The following is a 23645-nucleotide window of genomic DNA, read 5'->3' on the forward strand; positions in this document are numbered from 1 at the left end:
CTTAGAATTTCAGTTCAACTGGTTTCTGAGCTTCCTGTTTGTGCTCCGGTCCAGCGTATACATGAAGTTTCTTGATCATTGCTCTTCCTAAAGGTCCTTTCGGAAGCATTCCTTTTACAGCCAGTTCAATAACTTTCTCAGGTTTCTTAGCCATCATCTCTTTTAATGTAGTCTCTTTCATTCCTCCTACATAATCAGAGTGATTATAATATACTTTCTGATCCAGTTTCTTTCCTGTTACTTTTACCTTCTCAGCATTTACAACTACTACGTAATCACCTGTGTCTACGTGTGGTGTAAATTCTGGTTTATTCTTACCTCTTAAAACTTTAGCTACTTCTGATGACAGACGTCCTAATGTACATCCAGCAGCGTCAACTACGTACCATTTTCTTTCAATCTTATCTGGATTAGCCATATAAGTTTTCATTGGTTTCCCTCCTGTGAATCATTAACTTTTTCATTAACACTTTCATGATAAATATATTGAAATCAATAAAGCTCCGGGGCTTTGGTGCTTTACTGTTTCTCCTTTTGTCATACTGCATTATTATATTACACAACCCCGTGTGTGTCAACCTTTTTTATAAACAATATGCTGTTTTCTTCATCTTTCGATCTCAATACTATCTTATGGTGTCAAGGTTAAAAAACTCCACTCGTGTGCAAGCACATCGTGATTTTCAGTCTTTTGACCCTGGAAGCATCTTATAGTATAATATTTTCTGTTGAGCTCTTATTTTAACATAAGATCAATAATTTATACAATTAATAATATTTGGGGGAAAACTAAATGAAAAAGAACATTGATATGCTCCATGGGCCTGTGCTGCCGGCACTTACGAAGCTGGCACTTCCGATCATGGCAACTTCACTTATCCAAATGGCGTACAACCTGACTGACATGATCTGGATAGGAAGGCTGGGGAGCAACGCTGTAGCCGCAGTCGGCGCAGCAGGTATGTATATGTGGCTTTCCAACGGGCTGGCTTCACTGTCTAAAATGGGTGGTCAGGTAAATACAGGCTACTCACTGGGGAGCGGTAGCCGCAAAGAAGCTGCCGGATATATCGCAAACACTTTACGTTTTGCAGCCATTTCGGGCATTATTTTTGGTATTGTCTGCATGTTGTCCGCAACACCATTGATCGGTTTTTTCAATCTGAACAGTCCACAGGTTATCGCCGATGCGAAAATCTATCTCCAGATCACTTGTGGTCTGGTTGTATTTTCCTTTGTGAATCAGAGCTTTACCGGAATCTTTACGGCACTTGGAAACAGCAAGGCTGCTTTTCTCGCTACCACATCCGGTCTGATCGTCAATATCATTCTGGATCCGGTTCTTATTTTCGGTCTCGGACCATTTCCGGCTATGCGGATCATGGGTGCTGCTGTCGCAACCGTAATCGCACAGGCGATCGTAACCCTGACATTTCTTATATTTACAAGGAAAGATACTCTGATTTTCCCGGAAGTACATTTCTTCGGAAAACCGAACATGCACTATCTTACTTCTATTATAAAGATTGGCCTTCCGACTTCCATCCAGAGTATGCTGTTTACCGGCATTTCCATGATTATCGCAAGACTGGTTGCAGGCTATGGAGATGCGGCTGTTGCTGTGCAGAAAGTTGGTTCACAGATTGAATCCATTTCCTGGATGACGGCTGATGGTTTTGCCGCTGCCGTCAATTCTTTTATTGCGCAGAATCACGGTGCCGGAAACCGCGACCGTATCCGCAAAGGCTATTCGCATGCCATGGGAATCGTGCTGGTCTGGGGAATCTTCTGCACACTGCTTCTGATTCTCTGCCCGGAACCAATCTTCCGGATCTTTATCACAGAACCGGATGTCATACCAATGGGCGTGGACTATTTGATGATCCTCGGCGTGTCACAACTCTTTATGAGCGTAGAGATCACTACAGCCGGTGCATTTTCCGGCTACGGCCGTACAGTACCGCCGTCTGTCATCAGTATTATATTTACCTCCGCGCGGATTCCTCTGGCGATGCTGCTGATCACAACGTCACTCGCCTTAAACGGTATCTGGTGGAGTATAACCATTTCCAGCATTTTCAAAGGGATTTTACTGCTGACCTGGTTTTTGTTCTTTTTAAGGAAAGAAATGAAAAAATCCTGATTTCTTTTAATGATGCAGGGTCAAAAGCCTGAACCCACGATGTGCTTGCACATAAGTGGGTTTATGGCTTAGTGACCCGCCCGATATGAGCATAAAAGTGGAGCGTAAGCTTCATGATACGCGGATATTGGGGTGAATTGCAGGAACACGAAGTACAGAACAATTCGTATGGCATCTTTCTAAATACAATTATCATCAACAAGGAGGACTTAATTACTATGTGGGCTTATGAAGGCGTTTTTTATCAAATCTATCCGATTGGATTCTGCGGTGCACCTGTGCACAATGACGGCGTGACCGTTTCCAGAATTCTGAAATTAAAGGACTGGGCAGGTTATCTCGGTGACCTCGGGATTACTTCTATATTATTAAACCCGATTTTTGAATCCGACAATCACGGATATGACACGAGAGATTTTAAGAAGATTGACTGCCGTCTCGGCACAAATGAAGATTTCGCTGAAGTATGTAAATCGCTCCATGAAAATGGTGTGAAAATCGTTCTCGACGGTGTTTTCAACCATGTCGGTCGTGGTTTCTGGGCGTTCAAAGATGTACAAGAGAAGAAATGGGATTCTCCTTACAAGGACTGGTTCCATATCAGCTTTGACGGAAACAGCTGCTATGATGACGGTTTCTGGTACGAGGGCTGGGAAGGTCATTTTGAATTGGTAAAATTAAATCTGCAAAACCCGGCAGTCGTCGATTATCTTCTGGAATGTGTAAAATTCTGGATCAATACTTTTGACATCGACGGGCTCCGGCTGGATGTCGCTTACAGTCTGGATCACAATTTCATGCGCAGGCTCCGTAGTTATACCCAGGAATTAAAGCCTGATTTCGCACTGATTGGTGAAGTTCTTTTTGGTGATTATAATATTATCGTCAATGATGAAATGCTTCACAGCTGCACAAATTATGAATGTTACAAAGGCTTGTACTCCAGCTTCAATTCCATGAATCTGTTCGAGATTGCCCATTCTCTGCACCGCCAGTTCGGGGCTGATCCATGGTGCATTTACCGTGGGAAACATTTGATGACATTTGCAGATAACCACGACGTCACAAGACTTGCCAGCATCCTGACAAACAAAGCTCATATTCCACTTGCTTATGGACTACTTCTCGGCATGCCAGGTGTACCGTGTCTTTATTATGGAAGCGAATGGGCTGAACCGGGAGAGAAAGCTCCGGATAATGATTACGCACTGCGTCCTTGCTTCGATGCGCCAAAACCGAATGACCTGACCTCATTTATCAAAAAATTAATTCAGATTCGTGAGCACAGCGACGCACTCTGCAACGGCTCTTACAGAAATGTTGTGATTCAGAATCATCAGCTAATCTTTGAACGCTGCACGGAGAACACACGTGTTCTCGTTGCCATTAACGCTGCTGACTATCCATACACTGCTTATCACGGTGACCTGAGCGGTCAAATGACGGATCTGATCACCGGCGAAACCGTTACCATGCAGGGACAACTTGAGCTGCCCCCATACAGCGTGCAGTATTTAAGATAATGCCATAATGATCAAATTGCACAATTCAAAGCATCAAGATATGCCAAAACGTAAAATTTTTAACAAAAAAACTTACATTTTCCTTGTAATTGCAATTTATTGTTGCTACAATGCAATTAGATAGTTTTTTTCATAAACAAAGAGGAGGCATGTAAAAATGAAAAAAAGAAACATTATCACATCTATTGCATTAGCTGGTGCCCTGTGCTTCAGCTCATTACTTCCGGTATCTGCTGCCACATTTGAGAACAGTGGAATCAAGGAAACCCAGGTTGAAAAAGTTACATATCAGTTCATGAACGAAACACAGGCTGGTAAGTACAAACTTGTTGACACAGATACTCTGCACAGTTGGGTTTCAAAGAAAGACAAGATGATCATTGTAGACACAATGCCGGCTGCTGCATCTTACGACAAGCAGCATGTTCCTGGTGCTATCAACTCAGTTGCTCCAATGAAAGAAGCTGAGTACACACCGGAACAGAAAGCTGATCTTACCAGCCAGGTTGAGAAGCTCCTTCCAAACAAGACAGTCTCAAAGACAACTTCAAAAACTACATGGTCTAAAGTTTCTAAGAAAACTTACAGCAAACTGAAAAAAGCTGACAGAAAAACAAAAAAAGTAAAAAAAGGCAAAAAGACAGTTACATATTATTACAAAAAAGTTGTAAAGAAATCTACAAAGAAAACTACTGTCAAAGATAAAAGCTACAAGATCGTAGTATACTGTGGTCATATCGGATGTGCTCGTTCTCACGTTGCTGCAGCTTACCTTGTAAAACAGGGATACACAAATGTATATCGTTACGGCGGTGGAATCAGTGCATGGGTTGATGCAGGATATTCTATCGAGAAAGTTGAAACTGAACAGCCGGCACAATAATAAGGAGCTCATGGATTTGAATGGTTCCAGGTAATCACAACGGGGAGTTGATAGACAGCTCCCCGTTTTTTCAACAATGAAGAGAGAGAGGTTATGAAATGCAACATTCTATTTCTTTAAAAAAACGGCTTCTGACACTTCTGATAGCAGCTGGATTTTTATTAGGCTCGGTATTTGCGGCCGGATCAGAAACATCCGCAGCTACAAGCCGCCTCAAGGTGTCACCAACTAAGAAAACGATTTATGTCGGAAAGGCAACCACCTTTAAGGCCAACAAGAAAGTTCGCTGGTCTGTATATAAAGGAAAGAAATATGTAAAAATTGTTTCCAAATCAAAATATGCGAAAAAAGTCACCGTTAAAGGATTAAGGAACGGAACATCTTATATCAAAGCAAAATACGGAAAAAAAATAAAAAAAGTTAAAATTACCGTTAAGAAAAAAACAGTGGCAAGCAACGTTCCAACGAAGATCACACTTGCAGCTACCCAGAATTCTATTGGTGTAGGTGACCACTGTTCTGTATATGTAAAATCCGTATCACCTTCTACTGCAAGCAAGGCTGTGACCTATTCATCCAGCAATGAAAAGGTAGCTACTGTATCCCGAAGCGGACTGATCTCAGGAGTCAAAGATGGTACAGTTACGATCACAGCGACTTCAACAAAAAACAATGCACGAAAAGCAACTATCAAGATTACTGTTTTAAAAACACTTCGTGGCACTGTCAAACTGACCGCAAGCCTTTCCAATGAAGAGAAATGCCCAAAGGGAAAAGTGGCACGCCTTTGGATTCCGGTGCCTGAAACAGACGCAAATGGTTCACAGACTGTTTCTCCTTCCAGTATCAAATACACAGCAAAACACGCCACAGAAGTAAAGATTACGACAGACTCTGCCGGTAACAAAGCCTTATACGTTGAATGGGATAAGAATGCAGACCCGAAAGATCGTACAGTTGATTTCTCCTTCAATGTAGTCCGAAGAGAAATCATCCGCCCTGCCAACATGCAGGCATTAGAAAAAGGTACTGTTGATAAAGAAAAAATGGCGCCATATCTGAAAGAAACCAAGCGAAGCGGATCTCTGACCAGCGGAATTGTAAAAGAAACAGCTGACAAAATCGTCAAAGACGCACATGCTACTACTGTTTATAAGAAAGCATATGCCATTTATGACTGGGTCTGCGAAAATCTAAGGCGTGACAATAGCACTCCGGCGATCGGTTCAGGAGATGTACAGTATATTCTTAAAAATACCGATAAAGGTATCGGAAAATGTACTGACGTAAATGCTGTATTCGTCGCACTCTGCAGAGCGGAAGGCATCCCTGCAAGAAGTGTTTACGGATTAAAGCTGAATGCCATGATCGATAATCCTAATACTCCTTATGTTCAGAAATGCAAGCCACAATATTATCTGCCAGGATATGGATGGGCAGAAGCTGATGTGAGTGCATTGCTGAAACTCCCGGATATCATGGGACACGAAGATGATTATCGTGGAAAAAATGTATCAGCAGAGAAAGCCCAAATCTGGAAATCCTTAAAAGACGAATACTGGGGTTCAGCCGATGATCACTGGATGATGCTAAGTGCCGGCGGAGATATCACACTTTCTCCAAAACAAGACGAAAAAACTGCAGCCGATGCAGTACTTAACCCAGATGGCTCTGTAAAAAATTACGGAATCCTTAACGACGATGGAATCCTACACTATTTTATATATCCATATGCAGAATATGACGGACATTATCTAAAAAACTATGGCACTACCGAATTTGATTACAAATACTCTTTTGAAGAAGGTAATGACGACTGCGGATGCTAAGAAAAAAAGTGGTTGGAATGCTGACATATCATCAGCGTTCCAGCCACTTTTTATCTTGGTATCACATTATTGTTTCTCTAATACCTTCACGATCTCTGCCATATACATGGTGTGATAATCTTTCTGCGGATACCATTTTGTATCACATTCTTCATCTGTGAAACATTCTGGCAGCATATCCTGCGCATAAAGCTTTCTGCACACAAATACCAGATCTGCTTCCTCAACTGCTGTTGTTCCATCCACATAATATGGATGAAGTCCGGCTTCTGCCCACTTATCTTCCACATCTCGTCCGGAAACTCTTCCACACACATTCAGCGCTTCCCTTTTCTCTTCCGGCAGGAAAGAAAGTGTAAAATACTCTGAATTATCTACAAATTCTTTCGTATATCTCTGCGGACGGATATAAGCAGTTGCCACATTCTTGCCCCACATGATTCCGACTCCGCCCCAGCTGGCTGTCATCGTATTGCTCTTCTTCTCATCACCTGCCGTGATCAGCATCCATTCTTTGGAAATCTTGTGAAATGGATTGATTTTTAATGTATCAATAGAAATCTCTTTAAATGCCATTTTCTACGCCTGCTTTCTGATTTTTTCTTTTTTCATATATTGTTCTTTGTACTTTGCAATTATAATTCCGGATTATTTCATGACCACTTTACGGAAATTCTTCTTTCCTTTTTTCAGTACAAGACCTTCTCCGCTCATATCATCTACCTTAAACGTTGCATGGATATCTGTAACTTTTTCACCATCAACAGCAACTCCGCCCTGCTGTACTGCACGGCGTGCTTCTGATTTGGATGGAACCAGTCCGGCTTTTACAAGCATTGTCATAATGTCAATCTCACCATCTGTCATGTCATCAGCTGTAAGTTCTGCTGTCGGCATATCAGCGGCAGCACCTTTGCTGAACAGTGCTCTTGCAGCTTCCTGCGCTTTCACAGCCTCTTCTTCACCATGGACAAGTTTTGTCAGTTCATAAGCAAGAATCTCTTTGGCTGTATTTAACTGTGCGCCTTCCCAGCTGTCCATCTTGTCAATCTCTTCCAGCGGAAGGAATGTCAGCATACGGATACATTTCAGAACGTCTGCATCTGCAACATTTCTCCAGTACTGATAGAAATCAAATGGAGAAGTCTTCTCCGGATCAAGCCATACAGCACCACTCTGTGTTTTACCCATCTTCTTGCCTTCTGAGTTCAGAAGCAGTGTAATCGTCATCGCACTTGCGTCTTTCCCAAGTTTACGGCGAATCAGTTCTGTACCTGCAAGCATGTTGCTCCACTGGTCATCTCCACCAAATTCCAGATTACATCCATATTTCTGGAATAACTCATAGAAATCATATGCCTGCATGATCATGTAGTTAAACTCAAGGAAACTTAATCCTTTCTCCATTCTCTGTTTGTAACATTCAGCAGTCAGCATACGGTTTACGCTGAAATGAGCACCTACTTCACGAAGTACTTCAATGTAGTTCAAATCCATCAGCCAGTCTGCATTATTTACCATCAATGCTTTTCCATCTGAGAAATCAATAAAACGGCTCATCTGCTTTTTAAAGCAGTCACAGTTATGCTGGATTGTCTCCGGTGTCATCATCTGACGCATATCTGTACGACCGGATGGATCTCCGATCATCGCTGTTCCTCCACCGATCAGAGCAATCGGTTTATTTCCTGCTTCCTGAAGACGTTTCATCAGGCACAATGCCATGAAATGTCCGACATGAAGGCTGTCTGCTGTCGGATCAAATCCAATATAGAATGTTGCTTTTCCATTATTTACCAAATCTCTGATCCGTTCTTCGTCTGTTACCTGCGCGATCAGTCCGCGGGCTTTTAACTCTTCATAAATTCCCATTTTCCTGTCCTCTCCTTTTCTTATCTTAAGATTTACATTCACGCAAAAAAAGTCCTTACCCGATCAAACGATCAGATAAGGACGAGATTATCGTGTTACCACCTTATATTCACCGATATGCTTACGCTTATCAGCCTCAGAAGGTCTGCGTGTTCACAAACCTGTGCACATAACGTATGCCAAACGTCGCAGCCTACAAAACGCTTCTATGCAGGTATCTTATGAAACCATACATGCGCTTCTTCGGTGCGCAGCTCTGGGATGTATTCGCAACCATGTCCTTTGTGCGCCTCTCACCAGCCGGCAACTCTCTGTACAGGTGTCAAGACTGTTACTTCTTCTCTTCTTCGCCTTTGTAAATATTCTCATATCGTTTAAAGACTAACTTATTTGCAGATATTTGTCAAGGCTTTTATTGCCTGAAATGTCCCGGCAATATTCCCAAAATAATATGACCATTCCCAGTCACGCCTTATTGTAATAATGCAGGATCAGAAGAGACCTTACGAATTGCTCCGTATTTCGTACTCTCATAATTCTTATAATACGGGCACTGTGCTTTCAGGCACTGTGCATTTTCATCTGAAAATGTACAACATATCTTCTCTGGCAGTTCCATCTTCAAACCCAACTCTTTCTCCACAAAATTCACTGCTTCTGTCACAGCCTTGAAGGAATCCCGTTTACAGCATCTTGGACCGCCCGCCTCACCAATTGCCTCTAATGCTCTGGCAGTCATGCGATTTGCTCTTCCCCAAGATTTTCCGGTAAGCGGTGTAGCCTTTAAAATAATGCTCATGAAAATGCCCGTACTCACTGCAGCTCCACAGCAGCCCCACATTCCACAGGCACCACCCGGATATTCACTGCCACGATGCCGCATTTCTTCCAGTGCATCTTCAAAAGAATCCACTTTTCCGCCTGCATTCTTATATGCCGCCAGAAGTGCTGCTCCGACAAGAATATGATGTTCCGGTCCATGCATGTAAATGTATGGATTCTCCATAATCTCCTGCATAATCTCAATCGGATTCACCGAAGTCGTTTTGCCCGTTTCTTCCATGATCACTTCTACGCCTTTTTTCTCATGACAGCTATCACATACATAATGTCCATCTTCACAGCACGCATAACTTTCAAATATCTGATGGCACATCTGACATTCTAACTTTTCTGCCTTCTCTGTGTATACTAACGATTTCCCGCACACCAGACAGGCGCCTTCTCCTCTCGCCATACCTTTTCTCTCCTTTTTTTTAATGTGCCTTGCATATTCTCGTGCCAGGAGCGCGGTTATATGCAACGCTCTACCTCTCATGCGAGTGTGCATCTCGCCAGAGGCTTATTATATAATAACAGATCTGCCTGAAAAGACAGATCTGTCTGTAATTACATTATCCCAAAAATACTACATCATCTTTCGGTTTCTCCGCCTCTGTCAGTTCTTCCAGATAAAGTACCGGCTGCTTACGGTCCGGATACATGACTGCTTCATACTCAAATCTTGCCCGCACATGTACCCACTGATTCTTCTTAACCTTTGTTCCATCTGTGATCTTGCACGGATATCCGTAATAACGGACATCATTTGCACAACAGGTCATAATCTTACGCACCGGCACAAACATGTCATCTCCCATTCCTCTCGGGATAAGTACCTGCGCTGTAAATTCAACTTCCTTGTGCAGATACAATTCCGGATGATCATATGCATCTACATACCATACACCGAAATCCATATCCTCAATCACAATCTTGTCTCCCTTTACATCATATGGAAGATCGTCCTCTGACGGTTCAATGATCTTGCCTTCCAGATCTTCAAAAATCAGCTGTGCCATCGGATTCTGTACCTTCAAGGCACGGCGGAATCCGGCACGGCTCATGTTGCGGTCACAGCGGTTAACAATGATCAGTGAAGATTCTGTCAGCTGCTCCATCAGCATATTACGCATATTTGTCAGATACATATCCAGTGTTGTTCCGTCCACAGTAGAGTAGATTCCCTGAATCTCCCATCCACGTGGGTAACGCATCTTAATCAATTTTTCCAACTTCCACATACCATTGAACTCAATCACAACCTGTGTCGGCTGGTAATTCTTCAAACAATTTTTGAAAAATGTAGGATTCAGCTGCTCTTCCTCTTCTACCTGCAGCATTACCATATTCTTCATCTTCAAATATTCCGGTGAAAACTCTTTCTCACCTTCCTCACATACGATCAGAAGTGTAAGTCCCGGTTCGATCCAGTCCTGTGTCATCAAAGTATCTTTGATCAGTGTTGTCTTACCACTGTCCAGAAATCCGGTACAAATAAAAATCGGTGTTGTTCCCATTTGTTTCTCCTTCTATATCCTGATTTAAAACTCCATCATTAAAAATGATATTTTATAAATGGAATAACTTCATCAGGTCTTCTTCTTTCAAATCTGTACCAATGACACAGATACGTCCTGTATAATCTGCCTGGCACTCACGAGTCTCGTACTCTTCCGGCACAAGATCAAACTGTCTCCATGTTCCGTCTTCCATAGCGATAATTCCTTTGGAACGAAGGATTGTTCCATAACCATCTGTCTCTGATAATGCTTTCAGGATCAAATCCAGCTCTTCTTCTGTATACTTGTGAGCAGTCTCCTTGCCCCAGCTTGTAAACACATCATCTGCATGATGGTGATGATGGTGATCGTGGTCATGTCCGCAGCCACATCCACACTCATGGTCGTGCTCGTGGTGATGCTCATGATGTCCACAGCAGCCGTGCTCCTCATGGTCATGATCGTGATCATGATCATGGTGATGCTCATGATGTCCACAGCAGCCGTGCTCCTCATGGTCGTGATCTTCGTGATCATGATGATGTTCATGATGTCCGCAGCAGCCGTGCTCCTCATGGTCGTGATCGTGATCATGGTGATGCTCATGATGTCCGTGACCTTCTTTATCCTCGAACAGCCCTTCGATCTCTGCTCCTGCATGAAGTGCATGCTGGATTGCTTCTTTTCCAAGCTGATCCCACGGTGTGGAAATAATTGCTGCCTTCTCATTCTCTTCACGCAGCATCTTTACACAATCTTCTACTTTCTCATCTGTCATCATCTGTGTACGGCTGACAACGATTGTAGAAGCATGCTCTACCTGATCCTTAAAGAACTCGCCAAAATTCTTCAGATACATCTTAGCTTTCTTACCATCAACGATCGTAATTCTTCCTTCGATCTCGATATCTGCATCTTTCTTCACGTCTTCGATTGCTCTTGCTACATCGGATAATTTTCCAACTCCTGAAGGCTCGATGATTACACGGTCCGGTTTGTACTCATCCAGAACTTTTACGAGCGCCTTACTAAAATCTCCAACCAGTGTACAGCAGATGCATCCGGAGTTCATCTCTGTAATCTCAATTCCTGCATCTTTTAAGAAACCACCGTCAATTCCAATCTCACCAAATTCATTCTCAATCAGAACCAGTTTCTCTCCTGCGAATACATCCTGTACCAGTTGTTTAATAAATGTTGTCTTTCCGGCTCCGAGGAATCCGGAAATAATATCTACTTTTGTCATTATATAGTTACCTCTTTTCTTTATACATTTGCATATTAGTTGCGTTTAATCTCCGTTTCTTATCTTACCACAAACTTGCCCTGTCTTCTAGACCTTTCCCGGCTTCATGAGAAAAAAGAATATGAATTTTCTATAAAATTGTCAGTACGTGAAAAAGAAGCAGTATTTTTATCCCCCTGAAAATACTGCTTCTTTTGTTATACCATATGAAATTTTTAATTTTAACGAACAAAGCCTTATTTCACTGCCCAGTGCGACAGACTCTGACCGACCACTTATCTTATTAGTTTTGTTTGATTATCTTGTGGATCACCTTACAGGATTCCGCCTACAGACAGGAATAATGGTGCAAATACAAGTGATACGATCGTCATTAACTTAATCAGAATGTTAATAGACGGTCCGGAAGTATCTTTAAACGGATCACCAACGGTATCTCCGACAACGGCTGCTTTGTGAGCCTCACTTCCTTTTCCACCATGATTGCCATCTTCGATGTACTTCTTCGCATTGTCCCATGCACCACCTGCATTAGACATGAAAATTGCCATCATAACACCTGTTACAAGTGCTCCTGCCAGAAGTCCGCCAAGCGCGGATGGTCCAAGTAACAGACCAACTGCAAGCGGTGACAGTACTGCCATCACACCAGGAACCAGCATCTCGTGAAGTGCTGCTGTTGTGGAAATCGCTACGCAGGACTTGTAATCCGGCTTCTCTTTTCCATCCATAATGCCTGGCATCTCTTTGAACTGACGTCTTACTTCCTCGATCATCTGATATGCAGCCTTCGATACAGAAGACATTGTCATAGCTGAGAACAGGAACGGAAGCATACCACCGATAAATAATCCAATGATTACACGGCTGTCCAGAATGTCAATGTTCTTTAACTGAACTGCTTCTGCATAAGATACAAATAAAGCAAGTGCTGTAAGCGCTGCAGAACCGATGGCAAATCCTTTACCCATAGCTGCAGTTGTGTTACCAACAGCATCCAGCTTGTCCGTGATCTTACGAACACTTGGATCAAGACCTGACATCTCAGCGATACCACCGGCATTGTCTGCGATCGGTCCATATGCGTCTACAGCAACTGTAATTGCAGTTGTAGACAGCATACCGACTGCCGCCAGAGCGATTCCGTAAAGTCCACTGACTGTATAAGCCACAAAAATACCTACGCAGATCAGTAGGATCGGAATAGCTGTAGACTTCATACCAACAGCAATACCACTGATGATCGTTGTTGCAGATCCTGTCTCAGACTGTTCTGCGATCTCTTTTACAGATTTGTAGTCACCTGAAGTATAAACTTCTGTGATGATACCGATCAGAAGACCAACGATCAGTCCTGCTGTTACAGAGATTGCTGCGTTAAAATTGCCAAAGCAGTATTTGCTTGCAAAAAACGCAACGATCAATACCAGAATACTGGATACATAAGATCCCATCTTCAGTGCTTTGTGTGGGTTGGAGTTCTCATCACCCTTAACAAAGAATGTACCAAGGACAGATGAAATCAGTCCCAATCCTGAGATCAGAAGCGGGAACAGTGCTCCGGATACCTGGAAATACACAACTCCGAGTGTCAGCGCAGAAATCAGCGCACCAACATAAGACTCGAAAAGGTCCGCTCCCATACCGGCAACATCACCTACGTTATCTCCTACGTTATCAGCGATTACGGCCGGGTTACGCGGATCATCTTCCGGGATTCCTGCTTCTACCTTACCAACAAGATCCGCTCCAACGTCAGCAGCTTTCGTATAAATACCACCACCAACACGGGCAAATAATGCAATAGAAGAAGCACCTAAACTGAATCCGGAAAGGACTTCTACGTTCTTCGTGATCACATAGATTGCGCTTACTCCGAGAACACCAAGTCCTGCTACACACATTCCCATTACAGCACCACCTGAAAATGCGATGGAGAGTGCACGGTTCATACCGGACTCTTTTGCAGCATTCGCTGTTCTGACATTTGCCTTCGTTGCTACAGTCATACCACAGTAACCAGCCAGTGTGGAGAATAATGCTCCCACAACAAAACATACAGCAGTTACCCAACTCTTGATCCCGACTCCGATCAAGATGAATAAAATCAGCACGAATACGACAAGGATCTTGTATTCTGCTGTGAGGAAGGCCTGGGCTCCTTCACTGATCGCTCCTGCGATCTCTCTCATCCTTTCGTTACCGGCACTCTGTCTGCTTACTTTTGCTGCAAGATATGCGGCAAAAAGCAATGCGACAACTCCGAATACCGGAACAATCACAAAAAGATTTTCCATATACTTAACCTCCCAATAGATTAGTGTTATCTATAATACCATATTTACAGAAAAAATAAAAAGACTTTTTTTAGATTTTTTGTGAATTTTCTTGTTATTCCTCCTGTTTTAACGTTTTTTCTTCTCTTTCGCAAGCAGTGCTGCCCCCAAAGCACCTGCGTATCTTCCATTTTTCGTTGTCTCAACCACACATCCTAACTTCTTTGACAAAATATCTGTAAAATAGACACTGTCACTTAAACCGCCTGTCAGAATCACCTTATCGGAAAGTGTTTTTCTCTGGCTGAGTTGGGCAACTTTGGCTGCCACTGAATCTACAACACCCGCTGCAATGTCTTCTCTTTTCTTTCCTTCTCCAATATAATTAATGACTTCTGACTCTGCAAATACCGTACACAGAGAACTGATTGGAAGCACTTCTCCTTCCGCTGCCAGTTCAAACAGTTCCTGAAGCGTCACGCCGAGACGGTTCGCCATAACTTCCAGAAATTTTCCCGTTCCCGCTGAACATTTATCATTCATCAGAAAATCCCGTACCATTCCATGTTCCACAAGAATTACTTTTGTATCCTGACCGCCTACGTCAATGATCGTGCAGTCATCCCCCGCCATTTCGCGTCCCCCTCTTGCATGACAGGTAATCTCTGTGATAACAAAATCTGCAAACTCAACCGCAACACGTCCATATCCGGTTGCCACTACTTTTGTCTCGTCCGACAGAACATCTATATTTTCTGTCTCTAATTTTTCTTTAATGATCTGACAGGTCTCCTTGCTGCTCCATCCTGTCGGCAAAACAAAATGTAATTCTTTTTCTCCACGCACAACTACTTTAGAAGCGGTTGAACCAATATCAATTCCTACGTAATACATCTTAATCTCCTGCTCTTTTTGCTGACTTTTCCACATTTATCTTCGTTCTTCTTCGGGATATCCACCATTTTCCGAATCATCATAGCCGATTTCCACAAGTACAAGTCCGTTCGGCGGTGCTGTAACGCCTGCGGCTGTACGGACTTTCTCATCCAGAATCTCTTTTACCCGTTCCGGTTCGTAAAATCCCCTACCGACACGTATCAGTGTCCCGGCAATGATACGGACCATATTATAGAGAAATCCATTTCCCGTGATTCGAAGGGTAATGTCTTCCCCTTCCTGCATGATATCCAGCGCATAAACCGTACGCACTGTGTCTTCCACGTTTGTCTTAATATTGCAGAAACTCACAAAATCATGCTCCCCGATCAGATACGCTGCACCTTTTTTCATCGCTTCTACATCCATCGGGAACGAAACATGTGTACTGTATCTTCGTTTCAGCGGATTTTGCACCGGCGCATTACAAATGTGATATTCATATGTTTTAACTACATGATCCTGATAACGCGGGTGCCAGTCATCCGGTACCTGACAAGACTGCCGGATGACAATATCATCCGGCAGTTTCTGATTCAATGCATAAGCCATGCGCTCCGGCGGAATGGAAGACTCCGTATCAAAAACGGCAACATTTCCCAGTGCATGCACACCGGAATCTGTACGGCTTGCTCCGATGATCCGGATATCCTCTCCCGTCAGCTTACTGATTTTTTTATTTAATACTTCTTCTACGGTGATTCCATTCGGCTGAATCTGCCATCCGCAGTAATCCGTACCGTCATAGGCAACCGTTAATTTCACTCTTCTGCTCATTTATGTTCTCCTGGAACTTTAAAAATACTGCCATCATTTCACATTGATTCTTTTGTTGATGCCATCACCGCTTATTTAAAATACCCAGATATGCAACTGCACACCACGACCGATCGCGACCACTGCGACCACATATGCAATCACAATGATATAAGCCGCATAATCTCTGCTCTTATAGCGAAGTGGCTTCATCTTCGTGCGCCCATCGCCGCCCCTGTAGCACCTGGCTTCCATCGCCATCGCAAGGTCATTTGCACGGCGGAATGCCGATACAAACAACGGTACCAGGATCGGCACCATGCTTTTCGCTCTCTGCAGTATATTACCACTCTCGAAATCCGCACCTCTTGCAAGCTGTGCTTTCATGATCTTATCTGTCTCTTCCAGCAAAATCGGAATAAACCGGAGTGCGATTGACATCATCATTGCAATCTCATGTACCGGCACATGAATCTTATTCAGCGGATGAAGCACCGCTTCGATCCCATCTGTCAGCTCATTCGGTGTTGTCGTAAATGTCATCAGCGAAGAACCAATAATCAGATAAACAAGCCGGATTGCCATATATACCGCAGTACGAAGACCACCTTCTGTGATTGTAAAGATCCATGCATGAAACAGCACGTCTCCCTGTCTTGTCAGAAACAGGTTAAATAATACTGTGATCATAAGCAGCATGATCACCGGCTTCAGTCCTTTTACAATATAAGAAAAAGGAACTTTGGAAATGTGGATCACACAGATCAAAAATACCGTTGCCACAAGATATCCCGGAATACTGCTGAATAAGAAAAGCGAGATCAGATACAGCAGTGTACATATCAGTTTTACTCTCGGATCCAGTCTGTGGACCACACTTTTTGCCGGATAATATTGTCCTATTGTAATATCTCGAATCATTTTCTCTTCTCCAGTGCCTTCTTAATCTGCGCAGCCGCTTCTTCCACGGTTGTTACATTTGGTTCCACTGCAAATCCCTGTTCTTTCAGATCATGCATAATATAAGTTACCTGCGGTGCTGCAAGCCCTACCTGCTCCAACTCCCGATAATGTTCAAATACCTTGCGCGGGCAGTCATTGTACATCACTTCGCCTTTATTCATAACGATAATGCGATCAGCATATCTGGCAATATCCTCCATACTGTGGGACACCAGAATAACTGTCATATCTCTCTGCGTATGCAGATAAGCGATCTGATCCAGAATGTCATCACGTCCTTTCGGATCCAGTCCCGCTGTCGGTTCATCCAGTACAAGTACCTTCGGATGCATGGCAAGCACACCTGCAATCGCTACACGCCTTTTCTGCCCACCCGAGAGTTCGAAAGGCGAAGAATTGTAATATTTTTCTTTTAATCCAACAAGTTTCAATGCCTCCAGCGCACATTCCATACACTGATCCGGATTCAGTCCCTGATTCTTCGGCCCAAAGCAGACATCACTCATAACATCCACTTCAAAAAGCTGATGCTCCGGATACTGAAATACAAGTCCGACCTGATTTCTCAGTTCACGCATATTATATCCCGGTTCGTAAATATTCTTACCATCATAATAAAGTGCACCGGATGTCGCCTTTACCAGTCCATTCAGATGCTGAATCAGCGTGGATTTACCCGATCCTGTATGACCGATGATCCCTACAAATTCTCCGTGCGGAATTTCCAGACATACATCCTTCAATGCCTGTTTTTCGTAGGCGGTTCCTGCACTGTATACATAATTCAAATGTTCTAATTTAATCGACATAATGCTTCCACCAACTCTTCCTTTCGCAGAATTCCTTCCGGAATATCCACTCCCTGTTTACGAAGTGTATCTGCAAGGAGTGTCACCTGCGGTACATCCAGGCGGTACTCTTTTAATTTATCTACCTGCGAAAATATCTTCTTCGGTGTTCCTTGCATAACTACATGACCATGATCCATAACATAGATCTGATCCGCATCGATGACTTCTTCCATATAGTGCGTGATCAGGATCACCGTCACATGTTTCTCTTTTCTTAACTTCTGAACTGTTTTCAGAACTTCTTTTCTTCCGACCGGATCCAGCATCGCGGTAGGCTCATCAAGCACGATACACTTCGGCTCCATCGCCACTACGCCCGCAATTGCCACACGCTGCTTCTGTCCGCCGGACAGCTTGTTTGGCGAATGGTGTCTGTATTCCAGCATACCGACTGCTTTCAGACTTTCTTCCACACGTGTCCAGATCTCATCTGTTGGAACTCCAAGGTTCTCCGGACCGAATCCTACATCTTCTTCCACAACTGTTCCGATGATCTGATTGTCCGGATTCTGAAATACCATTCCCGCCGACTGTCTGACATCCCACAGATGCTCCGGTTCTTTTGTATTCCAACCGCTCACCCACATCGTGCCGCCGGTTGGAACTAATATTGCATTCATATGCTTTGCCAGCGTTGATTTTCCGGAACCGTTATGTCCCAAAATGGCAATAAACTGCCCTTCTCTGGCGTTTATATTCACCCCGTCAATTGCGCGGTACGTTCCGGTCACGTTACCTTCTTCATCCCGCTTCTCATATTCAAATATCAGATTATCTGTCTGAACCATATCCATCTGTTATATGCCTCCAGCCATAAAATATCAGGCTGCACCCGGTAAGGTGCAGCACACGGTCTTCTTTGTTTCTTTCATCTTATTATGAAACTTTCTCCGGCTCCGGATAAGTCTCTCCGAATGTCTCAACCGTTACACTCTTCATCTTCTGTTCTTCTAACGGTCTGTCACTGTAATCTGTATCGGTTGCAGCAATCTTATTTACCACATCCATACCTTCGATGATCTTACCAAATGCAGCATAAGCGCCGTCCAGATGTGGGGAGTTCTTGTGCATGATGAAAAACTGGGATCCTGCTGAATCCGGGTGCATGGCTCTTGCCATAGACAGTACACCTTCTGTATGCGCAAGGCTGTTCGCATAACCATTCTGCATGAATTCGCCACGGATCGTATATCCCGGACCACCCATTCCTGTTCCATCCGGACATCCGCCCTGGATCATGAATCCACTGATCACACGATGAAAGATCAGTCCGTTGTAGAATCCTTTATTAACGAGAGAAACGAAATTGTTTACTGTATTCGGTGCAATCTCAGGATACAGCTCCGCTTTCATAATATCTCCATTTTCCATTTCAATTGTAACTACTGGATTTGCCATTTTTTATATCCTCACTTTTTCCTGTAATTTTACATACTCGGTTATTATTGTAACTGAAAAACAGTTTTTCGTAAAGAGGGGACAGGGATTTTCTAAAAAGGGACAGGGGAATTTTAATTTGGGACGGGGATTTTCTAGAAAATCCCCGTCCCAAATTAAAAATTAAATCGTATACAACACTATCCCGCCTTTTTCCTCATAGCCGGTGGCCCACATTTTCCGGAGCGACAGCCAAATTTCCTCGCCATATGTCGCAATACGGATGAGCATATCTTCATCCTTCTCTTCATAACCGACAACCAGGAACCAGTGCCATGTGAAATCCTTAAATTCTTCGGTATTCTTATGTTTCAACATCAGATACGGAACCGGAAGTCCTGCATCGATCTGGCTCTTGATCCGCCGGTATGCCTCTGCATATTCTACATCACCGGATATTTCCTGCATGCGTATATTTAAAAATCCGGCTTCTTCTATATCCAGCTTCGCCTGCACAGCCGCTATATATTTGCTGAACCCATCCACATACCAGGATAATTTGCGGACACCGCCCACTCTTGGACGGATGTAAGGCTTCATCACCTGGCTGAACCGCTTGTAATCTTCTTTTGTCAGATTGTTGATATCGTAGGGATACAATGCACGCATTCCCATATATTTTGCAAAATAGATACAGCTGTCGCATGCCGTTGCCGCAGCACAGCCCCCCATATTCATAACTACATTACTGAACCAGTCCTGATTTCCGCCAAATGCCCCCTCAATAGCGAAATATTCCAGCTCTTTCTTCATTGTCTGTTCACCTTCTTGTTTTTATTTTCCTGTACTCTCATTCTACTTATACTCTTACTCTGTCTAAAGCGTTGCCACAAAATCGCTCTTAACCACTTTTCTGTCCAAAGCGTTGCCACAAAATCGCTCTTAACCACTTTTCTGTCCAAAGCGTTGCCACAAAATCGCTTTTAACCACTTTTCTCAAATACTTTTATTCCGTCCGGAGTGCTGTCACCGGATCACTCTTTGCTGCTTTTCTGGACGGGATCAGTCCGCCTAGAAGTGTCAGAACAACACTTAACACAATCAGCACAAGCGCCGGCACAGCCGGAAGGACTGCATTTATATTGGTATTATTTGTCAGTGTATGAATCACCATGTTTGCAGGAACAAGAATCAGAAGCGTCAGTCCGATTCCCATAAGCCCTGCACAGAGACCAATGATAAATGTCTCGGCATTAAACACCTGTGAAACATTTCCTTTGGATGCTCCGATCGCACGCAGGATTCCGATCTCCTTCTTACGTTCCAGTACACTGATATAAGTAATAACACCGATCATGATCGAAGATACGATCAACGAAATTGCCACAAATGCGATCAGTACATAACTGATGATATTAATAATATCTGTTACCGAATTCATCATTGTACCCACAATATCCGTATAGGTGATTACCTGTTCATCTTTTCCGGCTTTTTCCATCTTTTTATTATAATTATCCAGAATATCGACAACCTTTGCTTTTGCGTCAAAATTCTTCGGATACAGGGAAATCGTACTCGGCTTCGCAAAATCAGCATAACCAAGTTTCTGCAGATTTCCTTCGTAAGTTGCCTTTTCCTGACCACTCATTGACATAAACAGTTCCATCAGATCATCCTGGCTCATATTCATATTAAATGCTTTGGCAAATGCTGAAGGATCGATCTTCATGGCATCCTGAAGCTGCGTACCGATATTTGACATTGCCTGTGTCATTGCTGTCTGCATACCTTTTGTCATCTGACTGGTGATCTGCTTCATCGCAGAAGTCATCTGTTTCTGCAATGTTTTCGACAATGCTTTGCTGTATGTTCCCATCGCCCCTTTCATATAAGTTCCCATAGATTTGGAAATCTGTTTTTCCAGTTTATCCATGTCGATCGCCTGCGTAAGTCCTGCTGCCAAGTATTTCTGACCATCCGGCGTGCTGATATAATCCAGAAAATACTGCCCCATCTTCGTCGGATCAGGCTTGTTATTTTTCTTCGCATACACCAGATATCCTGCTGACAACTGTGAAGACAGACTATCCATCTCTGCATCCGTAATCTGGATATCCATATCCGCAAATACTTTGTCCGCCCACGTATTCATGATACTCACTGCACCGTCTGTTTTCAGATATGCCTGCAAATATTCACTGAATTTATCAGGATCCGTCAGGTTGTTTGCCTTCTCATACTGCTGGAAGCCTTTCAGCACATCTGTGACAAGCTCCTGCATACGTTCGGTCGTAAGCGTTACTTTTCCCTGCTTTTTCAAAATAGCTTTCATATTCGTCTTAAGGATTGTCTGCGCACTGTCCGTCTTCAGATATGCCGCAAACGCACTGTCCAGACTCGAATAATCCGCTTCCGGATGTGTCTTCACATACTCGTTATAGCCAAGCATCAGACTTGCCGATAACTTCTCCATACCACCCGGTTTTACTGCGACCTGCAGATTCTTCACCATATCATCCAACTGCAGATCCGGCATATCTTCAAGGTTCATTGCAATTTTGTCTAAATCGATCATTTTCGACAGATCCATAGACTTTCCGGCATTTTCAAATAATTTCTGCATATTTAGGGAATCCCCGGAAAATGCATTCTTCATACTGCCTGAAAATGCACTTGTATCCATACCGAAAGCATTTTTTAACGCATCCTGATCAACCGCAAACATAGAATTCATATCCATGCCTTTTTTCTTATCAGGCTTTCCGAACTTTTCTCCGGTGAAAATGTCTTTTTTCTTATTTTTCAACTGTTCTCTTACGATCTTACTGTTCTTTGCTTCCTGTACCGTATGCTGTACAAGCGAAGCCGGATAGTTAATTCCCGGTGTCAGTGATGCAGCTTTTCCGCCCTTTTTCGGCTGTACAACACCGACAATCTTTATATCTTCCGCATTTTTCATCAGTTTCTTCAGATAACTCTGATTACCGGACTTATCCTTCCAGACCTTATATTTGCTGTCATACTGATAATAATCCGAAGCGTTTACCAGCTTGAACTTCGCATTCATAATATCACGGTAAGTATATTTTCCAATATCTCCCGGCATCTTTATATTCTTCTCGTCGATAAAATTCTGGACCATATCATCCAGCTCTTTGATATTACGAAGTCCCAGTGTATACAGAAGGAAATCACTCATACTTCCATCCGGTGTCAGCACAAGAACGCACTCGTTATAATCCTGCGGCCAGCGTCCTGCCTTAATGTTATACTGCCCCTTATACAAATCCGGGTTATTCGGCATCCGGTAAAATACATTGGTGCTCATCATGCTGGACATCATACTGTTCGTTCCAACGGAGGAGCCAAGTCCCATTGCCGAAAATGACTGATCCGGATTCACTTTACGGATCTTCTTGCCAGTATCTCTGTAGATCTGTGGTGTTATATTATAGGAATATTCGATAGATTTCGTATATTTTCGAACATCCGACTGATCACTGTCCAGATACTTCTTCAAAGACTTGAGGTCATTGGAATTCATCTTGCTGAACATTTCCGTCACATTTTTGAAAATTTTCACCTGCTGATCCGCTTTGTTTTTTGTATTCGTTGTACTTTTTTTATCTTTTGCGCTGTCTGAATCACTGTCATTACCACTCATTCCGACGATCATTGAAGAAATGTCAAATCCGGTGCTCTGGATCTGCAGCGGATATTCAGAAAGCGTATCTTCTTCCACCGACTGGATATAATCATTCACTCCGGTCGAAAGTGCCAAAATGAGTGCAATTCCAATGATTCCGATGGAACCTGCAAATGCAGTCAGAAGTGTTCGCGCCTTCTTCGTCTTCAGGTTATTAAAGCTAAGTGCAAGCGCCGTTAAAAATGACATAGAAGATTTGCCCATGTTCTGATGAACCGGAACTTTCTCTTCATCCTGCTTCGGAATATATGGATCGGAATCCGAGCGGATCTTTCCATCTTTTAACTTCACAATCCTCGTTGCGTACTCCTGCGCAAGCTCCGGATTGTGCGTAACCATTACAACCAGGCGGTCTTTTGCCACTTCACGCAGAAGATCCATAACCTGTACGCTTGTCTCGCTGTCCAGCGCACCGGTCGGCTCATCTGCCAGTAAAATATCCGGATCATTGACAAGCGCTCTCGCGATCGCGACACGCTGCATCTGTCCCCCGGACATCTGGTTCGGCTTCTTATGTAACTGTTCTCCGAGTCCTACCTGCTCCAGTGCTTCTATCGCACGTTTTCTCCGCTCTTCCTTGCCGATTCCTGAAATCGTCAGTGCAAGTTCCACATTTGAAAGTACCGTCTGATGTGGAATCAGATTATAACTTTGAAACACAAATCCAATCGTATGGTTCCGATATGAATCCCAGTCTCTGTCCTTGTATTTTCTCGTCGATATTCCATTAATCACCAGATCACCGCTGTCATAGCGGTCCAGCCCGCCGATAATGTTCAGAAGCGTTGTCTTACCAGAACCGCTCGGTCCAAGAATTGCAACAAATTCATTATCCCTGAGATTCAGGCTCACATCATCCAGTGCTTTCTGGACGAGATTCGCTGTCCGGTATTCCTTGCATATATGTTGGATTTGTAACATGTAGTATTCTCCTTCTTTTCAGCCTTATCTTTTTATTAT

The 23645-nt window shown here is 43.3% G+C and carries 19 protein-coding genes; 4 read left to right on the forward strand and 15 right to left on the reverse strand.

The window, feature by feature from the left end; genetic code table 11:
• Position 1: 1 nt before the first annotated feature.
• On the reverse strand, positions 2 to 430 hold the full coding sequence (rplM, locus tag DW125_RS00770) for a 50S ribosomal protein L13 (protein WP_021860119.1): 429 nt from the start codon (positions 428 to 430) through the stop codon (positions 2 to 4).
• A gap of 363 nt (positions 431 to 793) precedes the next feature.
• Between rplM and DW125_RS00775 the strand changes: the two genes are divergently transcribed.
• The 4 genes from DW125_RS00775 to DW125_RS00790 all read left to right on the forward strand — a co-directional run bounded on the left by DW125_RS00775 (position 794) and on the right by DW125_RS00790 (position 6378).
• A complete protein-coding gene (locus DW125_RS00775) occupies positions 794 to 2143 on the forward strand; it encodes an MATE family efflux transporter (protein WP_117536817.1) in 1350 nt (449 codons plus the stop codon).
• Positions 2144 to 2361: 218 nt separating this feature from the next.
• Positions 2362 to 3666, forward strand: a complete 1305-nt coding sequence (locus tag DW125_RS00780; RefSeq protein ID WP_117536818.1) for an alpha-amylase family glycosyl hydrolase — start codon at positions 2362 to 2364, stop codon at positions 3664 to 3666.
• Positions 3667 to 3823: 157 nt separating this feature from the next.
• A complete protein-coding gene (locus DW125_RS00785) occupies positions 3824 to 4549 on the forward strand; it encodes a rhodanese-like domain-containing protein (protein ID WP_117536819.1) in 726 nt (241 codons plus the stop codon).
• Between the two features lie 98 nt (positions 4550 to 4647).
• Positions 4648 to 6378: a transglutaminase domain-containing protein gene (locus tag DW125_RS00790; protein ID WP_117536820.1), complete on the forward strand. Its 1731-nt coding sequence runs from the start codon at positions 4648 to 4650 to the stop codon at positions 6376 to 6378.
• Positions 6379 to 6444: 66 nt separating this feature from the next.
• On the opposite strand, the gene DW125_RS00795 is transcribed toward DW125_RS00790, so the two are convergent.
• From DW125_RS00795 to DW125_RS00860, 14 genes are all read right to left on the reverse strand, one after another.
• Positions 6445 to 6954 carry a flavin reductase family protein gene (locus tag DW125_RS00795; protein WP_021860114.1) on the reverse strand — a complete coding sequence of 170 codons (510 nt, stop codon included), beginning with the start codon at positions 6952 to 6954 and terminating at the stop codon, positions 6445 to 6447.
• A 72-nt stretch (positions 6955 to 7026) separates the two neighbouring features.
• Positions 7027 to 8250, reverse strand: coding sequence for a tyrosine--tRNA ligase (gene tyrS / locus DW125_RS00800; RefSeq protein WP_117536821.1), 1224 nt, complete (start codon positions 8248 to 8250; stop codon positions 7027 to 7029).
• 472 nt (positions 8251 to 8722) lie between these two features.
• On the reverse strand, positions 8723 to 9487 hold the full coding sequence (locus DW125_RS00805; RefSeq protein WP_242992876.1) for a DUF5714 domain-containing protein: 765 nt from the start codon (positions 9485 to 9487) through the stop codon (positions 8723 to 8725).
• Positions 9488 to 9644: 157 nt separating this feature from the next.
• Complete coding sequence (locus DW125_RS00810) at positions 9645 to 10589, reverse strand: TIGR03943 family putative permease subunit (protein WP_021860111.1); 945 nt, start codon at positions 10587 to 10589, stop codon at positions 9645 to 9647.
• Between the two features lie 52 nt (positions 10590 to 10641).
• The gene (locus DW125_RS00815; protein WP_117536822.1) at positions 10642 to 11817 is read right to left on the reverse strand and encodes a CobW family GTP-binding protein; all 1176 of its coding nucleotides are present in this window, start codon (positions 11815 to 11817) and stop codon (positions 10642 to 10644) included.
• A gap of 314 nt (positions 11818 to 12131) precedes the next feature.
• Positions 12132 to 14114 (reverse strand): sodium-translocating pyrophosphatase, encoded by a 1983-nt coding sequence (locus DW125_RS00820; protein ID WP_117536823.1) that lies wholly within the window; start codon positions 14112 to 14114, stop codon positions 12132 to 12134.
• Between the two features lie 108 nt (positions 14115 to 14222).
• The gene (locus DW125_RS00825; protein ID WP_117537102.1) at positions 14223 to 14987 is read right to left on the reverse strand and encodes an acyl-CoA dehydratase activase; all 765 of its coding nucleotides are present in this window, start codon (positions 14985 to 14987) and stop codon (positions 14223 to 14225) included.
• 36 nt (positions 14988 to 15023) lie between these two features.
• Positions 15024 to 15806 (reverse strand): tRNA pseudouridine(38-40) synthase TruA, encoded by a 783-nt coding sequence (truA, locus tag DW125_RS00830; RefSeq protein WP_117536824.1) that lies wholly within the window; start codon positions 15804 to 15806, stop codon positions 15024 to 15026.
• Between the two features lie 75 nt (positions 15807 to 15881).
• Positions 15882 to 16706, reverse strand: a complete 825-nt coding sequence (locus DW125_RS00835; RefSeq protein ID WP_117536825.1) for an energy-coupling factor transporter transmembrane component T family protein — start codon at positions 16704 to 16706, stop codon at positions 15882 to 15884.
• Positions 16703 to 17557: an energy-coupling factor transporter ATPase gene (locus tag DW125_RS00840; RefSeq protein ID WP_021860105.1), complete on the reverse strand. Its 855-nt coding sequence runs from the start codon at positions 17555 to 17557 to the stop codon at positions 16703 to 16705. Before DW125_RS00840 ends, DW125_RS00835 begins: the two co-directional genes overlap by 4 nt.
• Positions 17542 to 18393: an energy-coupling factor transporter ATPase gene (locus tag DW125_RS00845; protein WP_021860104.1), complete on the reverse strand. Its 852-nt coding sequence runs from the start codon at positions 18391 to 18393 to the stop codon at positions 17542 to 17544. The genes DW125_RS00840 and DW125_RS00845 overlap by 16 nt, the downstream gene beginning before the upstream one ends.
• Before the next feature lie 82 nt (positions 18394 to 18475).
• Positions 18476 to 18997 carry a peptidylprolyl isomerase gene (locus DW125_RS00850; protein WP_117536826.1) on the reverse strand — a complete coding sequence of 174 codons (522 nt, stop codon included), beginning with the start codon at positions 18995 to 18997 and terminating at the stop codon, positions 18476 to 18478.
• Positions 18998 to 19159: 162 nt separating this feature from the next.
• Entirely contained in the window at positions 19160 to 19789 is a 630-nt protein-coding gene (locus tag DW125_RS00855; RefSeq protein ID WP_021860102.1) for a hypothetical protein, read from the reverse strand.
• A 193-nt stretch (positions 19790 to 19982) separates the two neighbouring features.
• Positions 19983 to 23606, reverse strand: a complete 3624-nt coding sequence (locus DW125_RS00860) for an ABC transporter ATP-binding protein/permease (protein ID WP_117536827.1) — start codon at positions 23604 to 23606, stop codon at positions 19983 to 19985.
• Between the last annotated feature and the right edge of the window lie 39 nt (positions 23607 to 23645).

It is taken from the genome of Dorea sp. AM10-31 (assembly GCF_003435815.1).
GTDB lineage: Bacteria > Bacillota > Clostridia > Lachnospirales > Lachnospiraceae > Dorea_D > Dorea_D hominis.

Excerpts from the sequence above, each read along its gene's own strand:
- DW125_RS00855 (WP_021860102.1), bottom strand. The coding sequence starts at position 19,789 with ATGAAGAAAGAGCTGGAATATTTCGCTATTGAGGGGGCATTTGGCGGA.
- DW125_RS00820 (WP_117536823.1), bottom strand. The coding sequence starts at position 14,114 with ATGGAAAATCTTTTTGTGATTGTTCCGGTATTCGGAGTTGTCGCATTG.
- DW125_RS00840 (WP_021860105.1), bottom strand. The coding sequence starts at position 17,557 with ATGTCGATTAAATTAGAACATTTGAATTATGTATACAGTGCAGGAACC.
- tyrS (WP_117536821.1), bottom strand. The coding sequence starts at position 8,250 with ATGGGAATTTATGAAGAGTTAAAAGCCCGCGGACTGATCGCGCAGGTA.
- DW125_RS00835 (WP_117536825.1), bottom strand. The coding sequence starts at position 16,706 with ATGATTCGAGATATTACAATAGGACAATATTATCCGGCAAAAAGTGTG.
- rplM (WP_021860119.1), bottom strand. The coding sequence starts at position 430 with ATGAAAACTTATATGGCTAATCCAGATAAGATTGAAAGAAAATGGTAC.
- DW125_RS00850 (WP_117536826.1), bottom strand. The coding sequence starts at position 18,997 with ATGGCAAATCCAGTAGTTACAATTGAAATGGAAAATGGAGATATTATG.
- truA (WP_117536824.1), bottom strand. The coding sequence starts at position 15,806 with ATGAGCAGAAGAGTGAAATTAACGGTTGCCTATGACGGTACGGATTAC.
- DW125_RS00780 (WP_117536818.1), top strand. The coding sequence starts at position 2,362 with ATGTGGGCTTATGAAGGCGTTTTTTATCAAATCTATCCGATTGGATTC.
- DW125_RS00810 (WP_021860111.1), bottom strand. The coding sequence starts at position 10,589 with ATGGGAACAACACCGATTTTTATTTGTACCGGATTTCTGGACAGTGGT.
- DW125_RS00815 (WP_117536822.1), bottom strand. The coding sequence starts at position 11,817 with ATGACAAAAGTAGATATTATTTCCGGATTCCTCGGAGCCGGAAAGACA.
- DW125_RS00790 (WP_117536820.1), top strand. The coding sequence starts at position 4,648 with ATGCAACATTCTATTTCTTTAAAAAAACGGCTTCTGACACTTCTGATA.
- DW125_RS00825 (WP_117537102.1), bottom strand. The coding sequence starts at position 14,987 with ATGTATTACGTAGGAATTGATATTGGTTCAACCGCTTCTAAAGTAGTT.
- DW125_RS00775 (WP_117536817.1), top strand. The coding sequence starts at position 794 with ATGAAAAAGAACATTGATATGCTCCATGGGCCTGTGCTGCCGGCACTT.
- DW125_RS00845 (WP_021860104.1), bottom strand. The coding sequence starts at position 18,393 with ATGGATATGGTTCAGACAGATAATCTGATATTTGAATATGAGAAGCGG.
- DW125_RS00795 (WP_021860114.1), bottom strand. The coding sequence starts at position 6,954 with ATGGCATTTAAAGAGATTTCTATTGATACATTAAAAATCAATCCATTT.
- DW125_RS00785 (WP_117536819.1), top strand. The coding sequence starts at position 3,824 with ATGAAAAAAAGAAACATTATCACATCTATTGCATTAGCTGGTGCCCTG.
- DW125_RS00860 (WP_117536827.1), bottom strand. The coding sequence starts at position 23,606 with ATGTTACAAATCCAACATATATGCAAGGAATACCGGACAGCGAATCTC.
- DW125_RS00805 (WP_242992876.1), bottom strand. The coding sequence starts at position 9,487 with ATGGCGAGAGGAGAAGGCGCCTGTCTGGTGTGCGGGAAATCGTTAGTA.